Consider the following 17,405-nt stretch of genomic DNA (forward strand, 5'->3'; position numbering starts at 1 on the left):
TCCGGCATGACGGGGATGGGAAGCCGTTGCAGCACCCCAATGGCCATATGCGATCGCCCTGCCCTAGTGGGGGAGGTGGCAGCACAAAGCGCTGACGGAGGGGGAGGACACGGAACAGACGTGTCGCTTACCTCCCCCTCCGTCATGCCTTCGGCATGCCACCTCCCCCTGGCGGGGGAGGAATTTTGCTAAGATTCCGAATGTCGATCCGGCCGAAGCCATATGCATGCGCCCCGCGCAGCGGGGGAACGGTCAGCCGCGCGGCAGTTCGATCGTCGCGCACAGGCCGCCGCCGTCGCGGTTCGCCAGCCGCACGTCGCCGCCCGCCTCGCGCACGATCGTCCGGGCCAGCGCCAGCCCCAGCCCGATCCCGCCGGTATCGCGGTTGCGCGAGGTTTCCAGCCGGGTGAACGCCTCGAACACGTCGCCCAGCCGCGCCTCGGGGATGCCCGGCCCGCGATCCGCCACCTCGATCCGCACCGCCGTCGCCTCCGCGACCAATCGTACCTCGGCGCCGTCGCCGTATTTGACCGCATTCTCGATCAGATTGCGGATCGCCCGCCGGATCAGCGACGGCCGCAGTCGCATCCGCAGCCGGTCCGCCTCCTCGAACGCGACGTCCTGGCCGAGATCGCGGAAGTCCTCGACCACCGCATCGACCAGCGCGGCGAGATCGACCTCGGTCAGCGGTTCGCTCGGCCGCCCCATCCGTGCCAGCGACAGGATGTCGTCGAGCGTGCGGTTCATTTCGGCGATCGTGTCCGCCATCCGCGCGCGGTCGTTGTCGTCCTCGACCGATTCGATCCGCACCCGCAGCGCGGCGAGCGGCGTGCGCAGATCGTGGCCGATCGCGCCGAGCATCCGATCCTTCTCGTCGAGCATCGCGGTAACGCGCAATTGCAGCGCGTTGAACGAGCGCACCAGCCCGACGATATCCGCCGGCCCGTGCTCCTCGACCGCGACCGGCGTCTCGCTGCCGCCGCGGCCGAAGCGCTGCGCCGCGGCGGTCAGTTCGCGCAGCGGCCGCGAGATACGCCGTGCGATCCACAAGACCGGCAGCAAGACGACGCCATAAAGGATCAGCGTCTGCGCGAACAATCGCCAGAACAGGTGCATGCCGCCGTCGTCGCCCCACGGCACGATCACCGCCAGCCAGCCCGAATGCGGTCGCTCGATCGCGATCAGCAGCGCCTGTTCCGGCCGGTCGCCGGCGCGCCGGGTCCGGTTGGCCCGCGGAACGCTGCGGCCGAGCACGGCATCGTCCACCGCCGTCCAGTCGCGCACGCCGGTGTCGATCCGTCCGACCTCGACCCCCTGTTCGCGCAACTGGTCGCGCAGCTCGCTCGCCAGTTCGGGCAAGCGCGGCAGCCCGGCGGGGATGTCGTTGCGGTCGGCGCGCCGGATCCGGCCATGGTCGCGCGGGATCGGCCGGCCGCCCTGTGCCTCCCGCTCCATCGCATCGGCGATGCGGATCGCGACGGGCCGCGTCGCCTGCGCCAGCCGGAACGCCGCACGCTCGCGCAGCGCCAGCCCGAAATTCACCGCCTGCGCGACGAACAACGCCAGCGCGATCAGGACCGCCATCTGCCCGGCAAGGCTGCGCGGCCAGAGTCTCACAGCATCTGTCTCACAGCATCGAGCTCACGGTGTCAGTCTCACAGGCGGGTGACCTCCGCCGCGAGCGTATAGCCGCCGCCCCACACCGTCTTGATGATCTCGGGCAGTTTGGCGTCCGTCTCGATCTTGCGGCGCAGGCGGCTGATCTGATTGTCGATCGCGCGATCGAACGCCGCCGCCTCGCGCCCCTGCGTCAGGTCGAGCAACTGGTCGCGGGTCAGCACCTGCCGCGGCCGCGTCACCAGCGCGAGCAGCAGATTGTATTCGCCCGTCGACAGCGGCACCGACACGCCCTCGCGATCGACCAGCGCGCGCTCGCCGGTCTTGAGCACCCAGCCGGCAAAGGCATAGGAGCCGCTTTCCGGCGCATGCTGGCGCGCGCCGCCGGCGGTCAGCCGCCGCAGCACGACCTTGACCCGCGTCGCCAGTTCGCGCGGCGAGAAGGGCTTCACGACATAATCGTCCGCGCCCATTTCCAGCCCGACGATGCGGTCGGTCTCCTCCGCCTTGGCGGTGAGCAGGATGACGGGCGTATCGCTGGTCGCGGCGATGTGCCGGCACAGCGACAGGCCGTCCTCGCCCGGCATCATCACGTCGAGGATGACGAGATCGATCGCATAAGCGGCGAGCCGGGTCCGCGCGCTCTCGGCATCCGCCGCCTGGGTGACGCGAAACCCCTGTTTGGTGAGATATTGCGCGAGCGGTTCGCGGATCGATCGCTCGTCGTCGACGAGCAGCAGGTGCGGCATGTCTCCCATCGGTTCGGCATTAGCCACGGCGCACCCTTCCTGCAAAGCCCGGACGGGCAATCGCCCGCCCGGTCAAGATGTTACTGGGCCGGCGGGGCGGGCGGGGGCGTGTCGCCGCCGCCGCGCGGGCCGCGCATCGGCCGTGCTGCCGCGAGTTCGGCCGCATCGAGCTTGCCGTCGTGGTTGGTGTCGAGCCGATCGAAGCGCTGGCCGGCGCGCGCGAGCGTCTCGGCGCGGGTCATCTCCCGATCGCCGCCGCCGCGCGGGCGATTACCGGCGCCGCGCCATTGCGGACGCGCCGCATCGCGTTCCGCGGGCGTCACCTTGCCGTCCTTGTCGGCGTCCATCGCGGCGAAGCGCGCTTCCGCCTCCGCGATCATCTCCGGTCGGGTGATGACGCCGTCGTGGTTCGCGTCGAGCCGCATCATGCCGCCGCCGGGCGGCGGGGCAGGGGGCACGGTCTGCGCGACCGCGGCCGTCGCCAATAGCCCGCTCGCGATCGCGAGCCCGAAACGCATCGATGTCATGACGTCCTCCACCCCCGGCGGGCCGATCCCTGCCGCACCATCTCCTTATGGCAGGCGGGTGTCGCGGCCGTATGTCGCGTGCGGTGGAATTTGTCGCAACCTGTCGCATGATCCTCCCCCTGATCGCGGGAGCGGGGGGGGGGGGCGGATCAGGCGAAGACCGCGACGCTCTGCATCTGCTCGGCGACCGGCGTGCCGTCCGCCGCCCAGATCGCCATCGCCTGGCTCGAACTGCCCGCGCGCGCGTAATCGCTGGCCGAGCGCAGCAGCCACCAGCCGTCCTGCGTCACCGGCGCCTCGCCGAGCAGGTTGAGCTGCCACGTCATCGAACTGACCGGAGCCGGCCGGCCGAGCAGCTTCAGCGCCACCGGCGGCAGACAATCCGCGACCGCGATCAGCGCGACCAGCGGATCCACCCCGGTGCGATCGGTCAACCGCACCCAGCGCAGCCATTCCGCCGGCCCCGCCTCCTGCCGCTCGACCATCTCGAAATGCTGCGAGAAGGCGACCGCCGGATGGCCGCGCATGACGGTGTCCGCAGGCCCCGGCACCGCGACCCCCGGCGTCGACCCGGCGCGATGGTCCACCGCCGATTCGACCGCGCGCATGAAGACGAAGGTGGCGCGCAATCCCAGGCCCGCCTCGCCCGAGACGTCCGCCTGCACGAACGCCGCATTGCGCCCGCGGCGCAGCACCTCGGCGCGGACCGTGATCGCGCCGCTCAGCGGCCCGACGAACGCCACCAGCGCCGATCGCAGCGGCGGCAGGTCGGCATCCGCCCCCATCGCGGCATGCAGTGCGAGCGCCGCCGACAATCCGCCATAAGCGGTCCGCCCCTGCAGCCACGTCTCGGGCACAATGCCGCGCCAGCCCTGCGCGACCGGCTCCAGCCCGGCGATCACCTGGCCGAGCGTCGTCACCGCAACGCTCGGTCGTCGAACAATCCGAACAGCAAGGTCGAGGCGTACATCGCCACCGCCCGCTCGCGCGGCATCGCGGCGGCCCATTTGCGCATGTCGAACGCGGCATTCTGCAACGCCATCAACGCCTGCGCCGCGACCAGCGCATCGACCGCGCGGATCGATCCTTCGGCGATCCCGTCCATCATCGTGCCCGCGAACCGCCGCGCGATCCGGTTCGACCGGTCGACCATCGCGGTGCGCACCACCCCGGGCAGGCCCGACAGCGCCGTCGTCCGCAGCAACGGCGTCCGCTCGGCGAACTGCACGTCGAGCAAGGTCGCGATCGTGCTCGACAGCCGCTGCCAATGCGATCCGCCCGCCTCGTCCGCCAGCCGCTGCGCGTCGGAGATCGTGTCGAAGCTGCGCCGGTAGCAGGCGATGACGAGATCGTCCTTGGCGTCGAGATGGTGGTAGAAGCTGCCCTTGGTGACGTTGAGCTCCGCCGCGATCCGCTGCACCGAGGCACCGCGATAGCCCAGCTCGTTGATCAGCCGCGTCGCGGCGAGCAGGAAGGCGGCGCGGCCCGGCTCGCTCTCCTCGTGCGTCAGGTCGATCGGCTGCGGCGCCCAGCGGCCGTCCGGGATCGCGATGCCATGGTCGAACACGTCCATCAGCCGCGCCTCGACGCGGGCATATTGGTCGGGCTCGTAACGGACCAGCCAGACCGGCAGCCAGAAGGTGTTTTCGAGCAGCACGTGCGCACGCGCGCCGAACAGATCGGTCTCCGCGCGATTGGCCGCCGCGCCCCACAGGCCGCGCGTCCGCCGGAACACTTCGCGCCAGCGATTCATCAATCGGGTACGGTTGGGCTCCTCGGTGGCGCGCAGGTCGGACAGCACCGCCATCGCGCGTTCCTCGCCGCGCTGCACCCGCGCCAGCCGCTCCATGTTGAGCGCCAGATAGCGGCGCACCCGCTCGCGCGGGGTGGCCGCGGCGCTCGCCTCGTCGATCATCGCCAGCAACTGGTCGAGCGTGTGCTCGAACGCCGCCGCCGCGAGGTCCTCCTTGCGCTTGAAATAATAAGTGACGCTGGTGGTGTTGAGCCCGACGCGCCGCGCCACGTCGGCGAAGGTCATCCCCTTCGCGCTCTGTTCGTTGATCGCCTCGGCGGCGGCGGACAGGATCGCGTCGCGTTTCGCGCGGAAACGCTTCGTGCCCTGTTCCTCGTCAGCGCCGGCGCTGCCCACGTCCTCCGTCTGGTCCATCCGACCCGTCTATCAATGCCGGTTTAGAAGAAACAGTGTTTTCTCTCGGCGATGCGATCAGGCGTGGAAAAGCGGCGACCCGCCGCGTCACGCCACTTTACCGAATGTGCGGTACGGCCTAGACCATCGCCAAAGACACGTCGGAGAGAGGCGCATGGACTTCACGCTGAGCGAACGCGAGACCTATTTCCGCGACCGGGTGCGCACCTTCATCGACCAGGAGATCCGCCCGCGCCAGGCCGAGCATGACGCACAGGCGCATGCCGGCGAACGCTGGAAGGTGATCCCGGTCATCGAAGAATGCAAGCATAAGGCCAAGGCCGCGGGCCTGTGGAATTTCTTCATGCCGCCGAACTCGGGCCAGACGCATGTCGACGACAGTTTCGCGTTCGAGGGCACGCAGCTCAGCAATCTCGAATATGCGCTTTGCGCCGAGGAGATGGGCAGGATCGACTGGGCGTCGGAGGTGTTCAATTGCTCCGCGCCGGACACCGGCAATATGGAGGTGTTCCACCGTTACGGCACCCGCGAGCAGAAGGAACGCTGGCTCGGGCCGCTGATGCGCGGCGAGATCCGCTCCGCCTTCCTGATGACCGAACCCGCGGTCGCCTCGTCCGACGCGACCAATATCGAGACGTCGATGGTCCGTGAGGGCGACCATTACGTCATCAACGGCCGCAAATGGTGGTCGAGCGGCGTCGGCGATCCGCGCTGCAAGGTCGCGATCGTGATGGGCAAAACCGATACGACGGCAAAGCGGCACGCGCAGCAGAGCATGATCCTGGTGCCGATGGACGCGCCCGGCGTCACCATCGAACGGATGCTCAGCGTCTATGGCTACGACCACGCCCCCCACGGTCATGGCGAAGTGGTGATGAAGGACGTGCGCGTGCCGGTGGAGAACGTGCTGCTCGGCGAGGGCAGGGGGTTCGAGATCGCGCAGGGGCGGCTCGGGCCGGGGCGCATCCACCATTGCATGCGCACGATCGGCGTCGCCGAGACGGGGATCGAGGCGATGGCCAAGCGGCTGCTGTCGCGCGTCGCCTTCGGCAAGCGCATCGCCGATCAATCGGTGTGGGAACAGCGGATCGCCAAGGCGCGCATCGATATCGAGATGACGCGGCTGCTCTGCCTCAAGGCGGCGGACATGATGGACAGAGCGGGCAACAAATCGGCGCAGGTCGAGATCGCGATGATCAAGGTCGCCGCGCCCAACATGGCGTTGCAGATCCTCGACGATGCGGTGCAGGCGCATGGCGGCGGCGGCGTGTCGCAGGATTTCCACCTTGCCCATGCCTGGGCGGCGATGCGGACGCTGCGCTTCGCCGACGGCCCCGACGAGGTCCACAACCGCGCGATCGCCCGGGCCGAGTTCGGCAAATACGGGGACTATGCGGCGGAGCGGCCGGCGCGGTAACCGACCTCACCCTCACCCTTCCGACGCTTCGCGTCTCCCTCCCTCTCCCGGCGGGAGAGGGAAGAGCCGGCGGAGCCGGCGATGGGTGAGGGTGCGCGCGATCCGCTGATTGCGAAAGGAACATCCCATGAAAGCCGCCATCCTCATCGAACCGAAAGAGCCGCTCAGCATCGAGGACGTCACCGTCGCGGCGCCCGCCGCGCACGAAGTGCTCATCCGCACCGCCGCGGTCGGCGTCTGTCGTTCCGACCTGCATTTCGTCGATGGCCTCTACCCGCACGCGCTGCCCACCATTCCCGGTCACGAGGCCGCCGGCGTGGTCGAGGCGATCGGCAGCGAGGTGCGCACGGTCAAGGTCGGCGATCACGTCGTCACCTGCCTGTCGGCCTATTGCGGCCAATGCGAATTCTGCGTCACCGGCCGCATGGCGCTGTGCGTCGACGCCGCCGTCCGCCGCCCCAGGGGGGCGCCGCCGCGGCTGATGCTCGGCGACCGGCCGGTCGCGCAGATGCTCAACCTTTCGGCCTATGCCGAACAGATGCTGATCCACGAACATGCCTGTGTCGCGATCGATCGCGACATGCCGCTCGATCGTGCCGCTTTGCTCGGCTGCGCGGTGACCACCGGCGCGGGCGCGGTGTTCAACACCACCGACGTGACGCCGGGCGAAACGGTGTGCGTCGTCGGCTGCGGCGGCATCGGCCTCGCCGCGGTCAATGCCGCGAAGATCGCCGGCGCCGCGCGGATCATCGCGCTCGATCCGGTGGCGGAAAAGCGCGCGCTCGCCGAAAAGCTCGGCGCGACGCACAGTATCGACGCGGCGTCGCCGACCGCGGCCGACGAGGTGATCGAGATCACCCGCGGCGGCGTCCATCACGCGATCGAGGCGGTCGGCCGGCCGCAGAGCGCCGCCACCGCGGTCAAGGTGCTGCGCCGCGGCGGCACCGCGACGATCCTCGGCATGCTGCCGCCGGGCGAGACGGTCGGCCTGTCGGCGATCGACCTGCTGTCCGGCAAGCGGCTGCAGGGCGGATTGATGGGGAGCAATCGTTTCCCGGTCGATATCCCGCGCCTCGTCGACTTCTACCTGCGCGGCGCGCTCGATCTCGACACGATCATCGCCGAGCGCCTGCCGCTCGACCGGATCAATCACGCCTTCGCCGAACTCCGCAAGGGCGACGCGACGCGCACCGTGATCACCTTCGGGTGAGGATCATTTCCTTCACCGTCTTGGCGGCGAGGAGCCGAGCATCATGACCATCGCATCCGACACCATCCCCGTCGCCGGCAAGGATCGCCTCGACGAGGCCAGTCTCACCGCCTGGATGGAGGCGAACGTCGCCGGCTTCACCGGCCAGCTGACCTACGCCAAATTCGCCGGCGGCCAGTCCAACCCGACCTATCGGATCGACAGCCCGTCGGGCGCCTACGTCCTGCGCCGCAAGCCGTTCGGCGTGCTGCTCCCCTCCGCACATGCGGTCGACCGCGAATATCGGCTGATCGCCGGCCTCCACCCCACCGGCTTTCCGGTCGCCAGGCCTTATGGCCTGTGCACCGACGAGAGCGTGATCGGTGCGATGTTCTACGTCATGGCGCTGGTCGAGGGCCGCAACCTGTGGGACGGCACGCTGCCCGATTACGCCCCGGCCGAGCGCACCGGCCTCTACAACGCAATGGTCGATACGCTCGCCGACCTGCACACGACCGATCACGTCGCCGCCGGCCTCGGCGATTACGGCAAGCCCGGCAATTATTTCGCGCGGCAGGTCGAACGCTGGACGAAGCAATATCGCGCCAGCGAGACCGAGCCGATGCCAGAGGTCGAACGCCTCATCGCCTTCCTGCCGCGCACCGTTCCCGAGCAGACGCGCACGTCGATCGTCCACGGCGACTATCGTATCGACAATATGATCTTCCATGCCACCGAGCCGCGGGTCGTCGCAGTCCTCGACTGGGAGCTGTCGACACTCGGCGATCCGCTCGCCGATTTCTCCTATTTCCTGATGAGCTGGGTGACCGAGCCCGAGGGGCGATCGGGCGTGAAGGGGCAGACCGGGCCGGAGACGGGCATCCCGACGATCGAGGAGATGGTGCAGCGTTATTGCGCGCGCACCGGGCGCGACGGCGTGCCCGACCTCAATTGGTATTTCGCCTACAACCTCTTCCGCCTGACCGGCATCGTCCAGGGCATCAAGAAGCGGATCGTCGACGGCACCGCGTCGAGCGCGCAGGCGGAGCGATCGGCGGCGCAGGTCCATCGCCTCGCCGCGGCGAGCTGGCATTTCGCGCAAGCCGCAGGAGCCTGACGCCATGACCCGCTTCACCGACCGATCGATCATCGTCACCGGCGCGGGCAGCGGCATCGGTCGCGCCGCGGCCCTGCTCTTCGCCGCGGAGGGCGGCCGCGTCATCGTCGCCGATCGCACCGAAGGCGCCGACGAGACCGCCGCGCAGATCGCCGCCGCCGGCGGCACCGCGCATGCGATCCGCATCGACGCGGGCGACGAGGCCGACGTGATCCGCACGATCGCGCTCGCCCGCGACGCGTTCGGGGGGCTCGACGTGATGTTCGCCAATGCCGGCATCTCGGGCGGCATGGCCAATCTCTTCGACACCGACGTCGCGCTGATCACCGAGGTGCTGCGCGTCAATCTGATCGGTCCCTTCCTCGCGATCAAACATGCCGCACCCCTCATCGCCGAACGGGCCAAAGAGACGGGGCGAAGCGGCGCGATCGTGCTCACCGCCAGCGTCGCCGGCATCCGCTCCGGCGCGGGCTCGCCGGCGTATTCGGCATCCAAGGCCGGCGTCATCAACCTCGCCGCGGTCGCCGCGCAGCAGCTTTCCGGCAGCAACGTCCGCGTCAACGCGCTGTGCCCCGGCCTGACCGAGACCGGCATGACGCAGCCGGTGTTCGATTATGCCCGCGACGCGGGCAAGGTGGACCGGATCGGCCGCCTCAACCCGCTGCGTCGTGGCGCGCAGCCGGAGGAACTGGCCAAGGTCGCGCTGTTCCTCGCCTCCGACGACGCCAGCTACGTCAACGGCCAGGCGATCGCGGTCGACGGCGGCCTGTCGTCGAGTCATCCGGTGACGCGGCAGGAGTATGGAAAGACCGCGGTATGAGTGACTTGCAGCCGTAACCTGTCGCGCGCAGAATGCGGGCATGACGATCATCCTGACCACCGCGATCGCGCTTGCCGCCCTCCAGAGCGACCGGCCCCCGCCGGTCGTCACGACATCGCCATATGCCGTGCCAGCCGCCCCCAAGCCGGACAACACGCTTCTGCGTTGGGTGATGAGCCCCGTCATCTGTCGTGACGGCGGCGGCCAGCCGCCGGTCGTCCAGTCGCCCCCGCGCCGGACGGGCTCCGCCTATCGCATCGGATCGCCCGCAGCGGTCGCGCTCGACTTCTCGATCGATGCGAGCGGCCGGCCGCTGTCGATCGCCCGTCGCGGCTCGGCTTATGTCGCCAATGCCGACGATGTCGTCCCCGCGTTCGCCGCGACGCGTTTCGCACCGGGCACGGTACGCCGCGGGTGCGTCGTGACGTACACCGGCGACGTCATGCCGCTCGCCGCTGCGCCGATAGAGGAGGTGATGGCGTTGTTCATGCTGCCGGGGAACCGTCTGTCGCGGGCGGTATGGGACCGCATCCATGCCGCCGGCGATTGCGGCGATCCCGCGCCCGCAGCGCTGTTGCGCGGCTATCCGGACTTCAAGGCGTTGCCCGACCAGCCGGGCTATCCGAGCTGGACGATGATCGAATACTCCATCGCTCGTAACGGCCACCCGCAGCACCTCCGCACCGCAGGCGGCAGCGGCTCGGTGGATCTCGATCGTGCCGGCCGTAACGCCGTTGCGCGCTCGCGTTTCGAGCGGGGATCGCATGGCGGCTGCATGTCCGGCTATTTCAAGAGTGCGACGATCCTCCCCGCCCCGCCATCGCCCGTGGAAGCCAATTGGCGCCCCGCCAACGCCACCTGTCCGCGCGAACACACATGGAAACGGCCGCCGCAGCTGGTCTATCCTGGCAATTATCAGGCGCGCAGCATCGAAGGCTGGGCGATGGTGACGTTCGACGTGGCACCTTGGGGCGAGATCGGGAACGTCCACGCCCAGCAGGCCGAGCCGACCGCGGATTTCGGTACGGCGGCCGAACGGATCGTCCGCGGTGCCGCCTTCAACCCGGGCGGTCCGGGCTATGTCGGCTGTGTCGAGCGCGTCCGCTACGTCATCCGCAAGCCCGGCATGCCCCCGGCTGCCGATATCGCGCCGGATTAACCCGCCCGCCGGCGGATCAGCCCCTCCTGCGCGGTGCTCGCGACCAGCCGGCCGTCCTGCGTGAAGATGCTCCCCCGGTTCATGCCGCGGGCGTGGCCCGCCCAGGGACTGTCGGTGGTGTAGAGCAGCCATTCGTCGGCGCGGAACGGTTCGTGGATCCACAGCGCATGGTCGAGGCTGGCGGTCTGCATCTCGGGCATCAGCCAGTTGACGCCGTGCGGCATCATCGAGGTCGCGAGCAGCGCCATGTCGGACGCGTAGGCGAGCGCGGCGCGATGCACCGCCGGATCGTCGCCGATCCCCGCCGCGGTGCGGAACCAGGCGGCGTTGTTCGGCGCGCGCTTCTCCGGCGCGAACCAGCTGCGCGGATAGAGCGGTCGCATCTCGATCGCATTCTGCCGCCGGGTGAAGAAGTCGCGGTATTTCTCGGGTACCTGATGCGCGATCGCGAGGCGCAGTTCGCGTTCCGACTTGAGCGTCTCGGGACCCGGCACGTCGGGCATCGCATCCTGGTGGTGCAGCCCCTCTTCCGCCGTCTGGAACGAGGCGGCGAGGTTGAGGATCGGCTGGCCCTTCTGCACCGCCACGACGCGCCGCGTCGCGAAGCTGCGCCCGTCGAAGTCGCGCATCACCTGGAAGATGATCGGGAAGTTCTCGTCGCCCGGACGCATGAAATAGGCGTGGAGCGAATGCGCGTCCTTGCCCGCGACCGAGCGCTGCGCCGCCTGCAGCGCCTGCGCGATCACCTGTCCGCCGAACACCCGGCCGCGCCCGCCCGGCTGGCGCGAACCGCGGTACAGATCGGTATCGATCTCCTCGACGTCGAGCAGCGTGACGAGCATCGCCGCCAGCTCTTCCGGCGTGCGCTCGCCCATCAATAGCCTGCCGCTTTCGCCAGCCGGTCGGCGTGGAAGCCGACGTCGCCGAACATCTCGGCGAGCACGCGGGCGCGCTTCATGTAGAAGCCGATGTCATATTCGTCGGTCATGCCGATGCCGCCGTGCATCTGGATCCCCTCCTGCACGCTGAGCGTCGTCGCCATGCCGGTCATCGCCTTGGCGATCGATACCGCATCGTCGGCCTCGGCGCCGGAGTCGAGCAATTGCTGCGCCTTGAGCACCGCGGCGCGCGCCACCTCCATCTCGGCATAGAGATGCGCGGCGCGATGCTGCAACGCCTGGAAGCTGCCGATCGCGACGCCGAACTGCTTGCGCTCCTTGAGATAGCCGACGGTCATGTCCATCGCGCCGCCGCCGACGCCGAGCAGTTCCGCCGCCGCGCCGGTCCGCCCCGCGCGCAGCAACCGGCCGAGCGGATCGCGACCGCCATCGACCTCGCCGATCACCGCATCGGCATCGACCTCGACGCCTTCGAACGCGATCCGCGCGGCGAGGCTCGAATCCGCCAGCCGCTCGGGCGTCGCGGTGAGGTTGGCGGCGTCCTTCGGCACCGCGAACAGCGTGACGCCCTCGGCATCGTCGGGCGATCCCGCGGTGCGCGCCGCGACGATCAGCAGATCGGCGATATGGCCATGGGTGACGAACTGCTTGGCGCCGGTCAGGCGGAAGCCGTTGCCGGAGCGTTCCGCGGTCATCGCGATCCGGTCGCGATGCTTGGCGCCCTCGTCGATCGCCAGCGCCGCCACCGTCTCGCCGGAGACGATGCCGGGGAACCAGCGCTCGGCCTGCGCCGAACCCTTCAGCGCCTCGACCGCCGCGACCGCGGTGGCGAGGAAGGGGGAGGGGGACAGGTTGCGCCCGATCTCCTCCAGCACCACGCCCGCCTCGACATGGCCGAGGCCGAGGCCGCCCTGCGCTTCGGGGATCAGCACGCCGTTGAGGCCCATCTCGGCGAACTGCTTCCACAGGTCGCGGCTGAAGCCGGTCGGGTCGTTGCCGTCGCGCAAGGACCGCAAATGCCCGACGGGGGCGTGTTCGGCGATGAAGTCCTTCGCGGTATCGCGGAGCATCGTCTGTTCGTCGTTGAGGTAGAGGGGCATCGGGAAACTTTCGTGTTCCGGCGGAAGCCGGAACCCAGGGTTCCCAGCGTTCCGCTCTGTGGCTCCGGGCTCCTGCCTGCGCAGGAGCACAAGGGGATCAGGCGCCGGGCAGCTCCAGGATCCGCTTGGCGATGATGTTGAGCTGGATCTCGCTCGTCCCGCCCTCGATCGAATTGGCCTTGGTGCGCAGCCAGGCGCGCGGCATCGCGCCGGTACGCGAACGCTCGCTCTCCCATTCCAGCGCGTCGGAGCCGCCCGAGGCCATCATCAATTCGTAGCGATCCTTGTTCAGCTCGGTGCCGACATATTTCATCATACTCGGCTGCGCCGGATGCGCGCGCCCCGCCTTCAGCTCGTCGATAAATCGTTCGGACATCGCCGCGAACGCCTTCGCCCGCACCTCGAACAAAGCGATCTGGGTGCGCAGCACCGGATCGGCGAGCCGTCCGTCATGATCGAGCCCGATCGTCGCGATCGCGCCCTCGACCAACGGATTGCGCCCGCCGGTCGCCAGCCCCATCCCCGAGATCATCTCGCGCTCGTGGCCGAGCAGATATTTGGCGACGTCCCAGCCCTTGTTCTCGTCGTGGATGCGGTTCGCCTTGGGCACCTTCACATCGTCCATGAAGGTCTCGCAGAAAGGCGAATAGCCGCTGATCAGCAGGATCGGCTTGGTCGACACGCCGGGCGAGGCCATGTCGAACAGCACGAAGCTGATCCCGCCCTGTTTCGACGCCTTGCTGGTCCGCACCAGGCAGAAGATCCAGTCGGCCTTGTCGGCGTAGCTGGTCCACACCTTCTGGCCGTTGACGATATAATGGTCGCCCGCATCCTCGGCGCTGGCGGCGAGGCCGGCGAGGTCGGACCCGGCATTGGGTTCGGAATAGCCCTGGCACCAGCGGATCTCGCCGCGGGCGATCTTGGGCAGATGCTCGAGCTTCTGCTCTTCGGTGCCATATTTGAGCAGTGCCGGCCCGAGCATCGAGATGCCGAACGAATTGAGCGGATTGCGCGCGCGGATCGCCGCCATCTCCTCGCGCAGGATCTTGGTCTGCGCCGCCGATAGCCCACCGCCGCCATAGGCCTTGGGCCAATCGGGCACGGTCCAGCCGCGCGCCGCCATCCGGTCGAGCCAGTCCTTTTGCGCCGGGGACGACGGTTTGAAATTGCGCCCGCCCCAGCACACGTCGGTATCGGCGCGGACCGGCTCGCGCATCTCGGGCGGGCAATTCTCCGCCAGCCAGGCCCGGGTTTCGGCGCGGAAGGTATCGAGGTCGGTGTCGGTCATGTCGGAATTCCCTTTTCGTCACCCCGGCCTTGCGCCGGGGTCCCGCTTCGCGCGGGCAAGAGTTGGCGGGACCCCGGCTCGGGACCGGGGTGACGGACTGTTACTTGATGCTGCCGCTCTTCAGGCTCCTGGCGACCGGGAAGCCGTGCTTCTCCAGCCCGGCGACGACCTCGTCATAGCCCTCGGTCTTCGCCCAGAACATCGGCCCACCGCGATAGACCGGCCAGCCGTAACCGTAGATCCACACGACATCGATGTCGGATGCGCGCTGCGCCATCCCCTCTTCGAGGATCAGCGCGCCCTCGTTGACCATCGTGTAGAGCGTGCGCTCGATGATCTCCTCGTCGGTGACGTCATGCTGCGGCGTGTCGGTCTTCGCCCGCCATTCGTCGATGATCTCGGCGACGCGGGACGAGGGGGTGGGGTTCCGCTTCTCGTCGTAATCGTAGAAGCCCGCCTGTTTCTTCTGTCCCCACCGCCCCTCGGCGGCGAGCGCGTCGCGGATATTCTCGATCCGACCGGGATCGCGGTGCCAGCCGATATCGACGCCGGCGAGGTCGGCCATTTGGAAGGGGCCCATGGGCATGCCGAATGCGACGTGGACGCGGTCGATCTGCTCCGGCGTTGCGCCTTCGAGCAGCAATTTGTTCGCTTCGACCTGGCGCGGCATCAGCATGCGGTTGCCGATGAAGCCATAGGTGACCCCGGCGACCACCGCGACCTTCCTGATCCTCTTGGCGAGGTCCATGACCGTCGCGAGCACGTCGGGCGCGGTCCTGGCGCCGCGCACGACCTCGAGCAGCTTCATGACGTTGGCCGGCGAGAAGAAGTGCATGCCGACGACGTCCTGCGGCCGCGCCGTGCAGGCGGCGATCTCGTCGATATCGAGATAGGAGGTGTTGGAGGCGAGGATCGCGCCGGGCTTGGCGATGCCGTCGAGCCGGGTGAAGATCTCCTGCTTCACCTCCATATTCTCATAGACCGCCTCGATGATGAGATCGCACTCGCCCAGCGCGTCGAAGTCGAGCGTCGGGCTGAGCGCGGCCATCGCCGCCTCGACCTGTTGGGGTTTCATCCGGCCCTTGGCGGCGGTCGCCTCGTAATTCTTGCGGATCGTCGCGACGCCGCGGTCGAGCGCCTCCTGCTGCATTTCGACGATCGTCACCGGGATGCCGGCCGACAGGAAGTTCATCGAGATGCCGCCACCCATCGTGCCGGCACCGATCACGCCGACGCGGTTGATCGGGCGGCGCACTGTATCGGCGGGTACGTCGTCGATCTTCGCGGCCTGCCGCTCGGCGAAGAAGATGTGGCGCTGCGCGGCGGACTGGTTGCCCATCATCAGCCGCATGAATTCCTGCCGCTCGAAGGCGATGCCCTCGGCGAACGGCATTTCGGTCGCCTTGACGACGCAGGCGATATTGGCGGCGGGGGCGTCGAAGCCACGGAAGCGGCGGGCATTCTCCTTCTCGAACGCGGCAACCGCCTCGGGATCGGGCTTCGCCTCGCGCTCGGACGCGCGCGGGATCGGGCGCTTGGCCTTGACCTCGCGCGCGAAGGCGATCGCATCGGCCTCCAGACTGTCCTCACCGACGATCCGGTCGATCAGCCCGGCCGCCTGCGCTGTCTTCGCCGGCATCGGATCGCCCTTGGCGGTCAGTTCGAGCGCGACGCGCACCCCGGCGATCCGCGGCAGCCGCTGCGTGCCGCCCGCTCCGGGGAGCAGGCCGAGCTTCACCTCGGGCGTACCGATCTTCGCCGACGGCACCGCGACGCGATAATGACAGCCCAGCGCCACCTCGCAGCCGCCGCCGAGCGCGGTGCCGTGGATCGCCGCGACCACCGGCTTGGTCGAAGCCTCGATCATGTCGACCACCGCGGGCAGGCCGGGCTCGACCATCGGCTTGCCGAATTCGGTGATATCGGCGCCGGCGAAGAAGGTGCGGCCGTCGCAGCGGATCACCATCGCCTCGACCGTCGCATCGGCGACGCCTTCCTTGATCGCCGCCTCGAGGCCCTGCCGCACCGCGGCGCCGAGCGCGTTGACCGGCGGATTGTCGGAAATGATGACGAGCACCTCGCCATGGCGTTCGGTGCGGATCGGTGAAGTCATGGAACGGTCCTTCGCTAATCGTCAGTTGAGCGCGGCGTAGATCATCGTCTTCAGCTCGCGGCGGATCGGATAGAGGCTCGACGGCGTGAACTGCGTCATGAACACCATGTGCAATCGCTCGACGGGATCGATGAAGAAGGCGGTCGAGAACATGCCGCCCCAATAATATTCGCCGCGCGAACCGGGCATCATCGTCTTCGCCACGTCCTGCGTCACCGAGAAGCCCAGGCCGAAGCCGGTGCCGGCATTCTGCGTTTCGCTGAACAGCGACCGCGACAGGCCGGCGAGGTCCTGGCCGCCGGGCAGATGGTTCATCGTCATCAGTTCGAGCGTCTTGCGCCCGACGATGCGCACGCCGTCCAGCGTCCCGCCATTCTCGCACATCCGGCAGAAACGATGATAGTCGAGCGCGCTCGACACCAGCCCGCCGCCGCCCGACAGCAGTCGCGGCGGCCGGCTCCACGCACTCGCCGCGCCGCGGTCGTAGATCACGCGCTGGCCATCCGCATCGAGCGCATGGCAATCGGTCAGCCGGTCGATCTTGTCCGCGGGCACCTGGAAGAAGGTGTCGTGCATGCCAAGCGGCGCGAAGATGCGCGTCGCGAAAAACTCGTCGAGCCGCTGCCCCGACACCCGTTCGACCACCGCGCCGAGCACGTCGGTGGCGACCGAATAATTCCAGCCCTCGCCGGGCGAGAATTCGAGCGGCAGCCTGGCCAGTGCGGCAACGAAGCCGTCGAGATCGAGATCGCCATGCCAGCGCTCGATTTTCAGCGCGCGATAGGCGGCATCGATGTTGGAGCGGTTCTGGAATCCGTAGGTGAGGCCGGCGGTGTGGCGCAGCAGGTCGAGCATCCGCATCGGCGCGTTCGTCGGCCGGGTGGCGAACGGCACGCCGCCACCGCCGCTATGATAGATACCGACGCCCTCGAATTCGGAAAGCACGTGATGGACCGGTGTATCGACGGCGACCAGCCCCGCCTCGACCAGCATCATGAACGCGATCGAGGTGATCGGCTTGGTCATCGAGGCGATGCGGAACAGCGAGCCTTCGTCCACCGGCGCGCCGCCGTCGCGGGCCGGCCCCTGATGCGAGAAATGGACGATCTCGCCGTCGCGCGCGATCAGCAATTGCGCGTGCGGCAGCAGCCCGGTGTCGAGATAGCGCGCCTTCACAAAGGCATCGACCGCCGCGAGCCGCTCGGGTGCGAAGCCGTGGCTGGGCGGGACCGTATCTGTCATC

Annotated in this window: 15 protein-coding genes; 5 read left to right on the top strand and 10 right to left on the bottom strand. The window is 68.7% G+C overall.

Translation table 11 applies throughout. From position 1 onward, the window contains the following. Positions 1-252: 252 nt before the first annotated feature. The 5 genes from SFC76_RS01765 to SFC76_RS01785 form a co-directional block, all read right to left on the bottom strand. The gene (locus SFC76_RS01765) at positions 253-1,584 is read right to left on the bottom strand and encodes a HAMP domain-containing sensor histidine kinase (RefSeq protein WP_322848055.1); all 1,332 of its coding nucleotides are present in this window, start codon (positions 1,582-1,584) and stop codon (positions 253-255) included. A 71-nt stretch (positions 1,585-1,655) separates the two neighbouring features. Then, positions 1,656-2,375, bottom strand: a complete 720-nt coding sequence (locus SFC76_RS01770) for a response regulator (protein ID WP_179508821.1) — start codon at positions 2,373-2,375, stop codon at positions 1,656-1,658. A gap of 71 nt (positions 2,376-2,446) precedes the next feature. Continuing rightward, the gene (locus tag SFC76_RS01775; protein WP_322847770.1) at positions 2,447-2,893 is read right to left on the bottom strand and encodes a hypothetical protein; all 447 of its coding nucleotides are present in this window, start codon (positions 2,891-2,893) and stop codon (positions 2,447-2,449) included. 149 nt (positions 2,894-3,042) lie between these two features. Further along, positions 3,043-3,813 carry a thioesterase family protein gene (locus SFC76_RS01780; protein WP_322847771.1) on the bottom strand — a complete coding sequence of 257 codons (771 nt, stop codon included), beginning with the start codon at positions 3,811-3,813 and terminating at the stop codon, positions 3,043-3,045. Continuing rightward, positions 3,810-5,060 (bottom strand): TetR/AcrR family transcriptional regulator, encoded by a 1,251-nt coding sequence (locus SFC76_RS01785; RefSeq protein ID WP_322847772.1) that lies wholly within the window; start codon positions 5,058-5,060, stop codon positions 3,810-3,812. Before SFC76_RS01785 ends, SFC76_RS01780 begins: the two co-directional genes overlap by 4 nt. A 154-nt stretch (positions 5,061-5,214) precedes the next feature. Here SFC76_RS01785 and SFC76_RS01790 point away from each other — a divergent pair, with 154 nt between their 5' ends. From SFC76_RS01790 to SFC76_RS01810, 5 genes are all read left to right on the top strand, one after another. After that, complete coding sequence (locus SFC76_RS01790) at positions 5,215-6,477, top strand: acyl-CoA dehydrogenase family protein (protein ID WP_322847773.1); 1,263 nt, start codon at positions 5,215-5,217, stop codon at positions 6,475-6,477. A gap of 127 nt (positions 6,478-6,604) precedes the next feature. After that, the gene (locus tag SFC76_RS01795; protein WP_322847774.1) at positions 6,605-7,687 is read left to right on the top strand and encodes a Zn-dependent alcohol dehydrogenase; all 1,083 of its coding nucleotides are present in this window, start codon (positions 6,605-6,607) and stop codon (positions 7,685-7,687) included. Between the two features lie 43 nt (positions 7,688-7,730). Further along, positions 7,731-8,783, top strand: coding sequence for a phosphotransferase family protein (locus SFC76_RS01800; protein WP_322847775.1), 1,053 nt, complete (start codon positions 7,731-7,733; stop codon positions 8,781-8,783). A gap of 4 nt (positions 8,784-8,787) precedes the next feature. Then, the gene (locus tag SFC76_RS01805) at positions 8,788-9,603 is read left to right on the top strand and encodes an SDR family oxidoreductase (RefSeq protein WP_322847776.1); all 816 of its coding nucleotides are present in this window, start codon (positions 8,788-8,790) and stop codon (positions 9,601-9,603) included. Between the two features lie 40 nt (positions 9,604-9,643). Beyond that, positions 9,644-10,762, top strand: a complete 1,119-nt coding sequence (locus SFC76_RS01810; protein WP_322847777.1) for an energy transducer TonB — start codon at positions 9,644-9,646, stop codon at positions 10,760-10,762. Here SFC76_RS01810 and SFC76_RS01815 read toward each other — a convergent pair. The 5 genes from SFC76_RS01815 to SFC76_RS01835 form a co-directional block, all read right to left on the bottom strand. Continuing rightward, complete coding sequence (locus tag SFC76_RS01815; protein WP_322847778.1) at positions 10,759-11,637, bottom strand: acyl-CoA thioesterase; 879 nt, start codon at positions 11,635-11,637, stop codon at positions 10,759-10,761. The two genes, SFC76_RS01810 and SFC76_RS01815, sit on opposite strands and share 4 nt — an antisense overlap. Then, complete coding sequence (locus tag SFC76_RS01820) at positions 11,637-12,761, bottom strand: acyl-CoA dehydrogenase family protein (protein WP_322847779.1); 1,125 nt, start codon at positions 12,759-12,761, stop codon at positions 11,637-11,639. The genes SFC76_RS01815 and SFC76_RS01820 overlap by 1 nt, the downstream gene beginning before the upstream one ends. A gap of 97 nt (positions 12,762-12,858) precedes the next feature. After that, positions 12,859-14,049, bottom strand: a complete 1,191-nt coding sequence (locus SFC76_RS01825) for an acyl-CoA dehydrogenase family protein (RefSeq protein ID WP_322847780.1) — start codon at positions 14,047-14,049, stop codon at positions 12,859-12,861. A 100-nt stretch (positions 14,050-14,149) separates the two neighbouring features. After that, complete coding sequence (locus tag SFC76_RS01830) at positions 14,150-16,162, bottom strand: 3-hydroxyacyl-CoA dehydrogenase NAD-binding domain-containing protein (RefSeq protein WP_322847781.1); 2,013 nt, start codon at positions 16,160-16,162, stop codon at positions 14,150-14,152. 21 nt (positions 16,163-16,183) lie between these two features. Then, positions 16,184-17,404, bottom strand: coding sequence for a serine hydrolase domain-containing protein (locus SFC76_RS01835; protein ID WP_322847782.1), 1,221 nt, complete (start codon positions 17,402-17,404; stop codon positions 16,184-16,186). Position 17,405: the final 1 nt, after the last annotated feature.

The organism is Sphingomonas sp. CD22 (assembly GCF_034556155.1).
Classification (GTDB): Bacteria; Pseudomonadota; Alphaproteobacteria; order Sphingomonadales; family Sphingomonadaceae; genus Sphingomonas.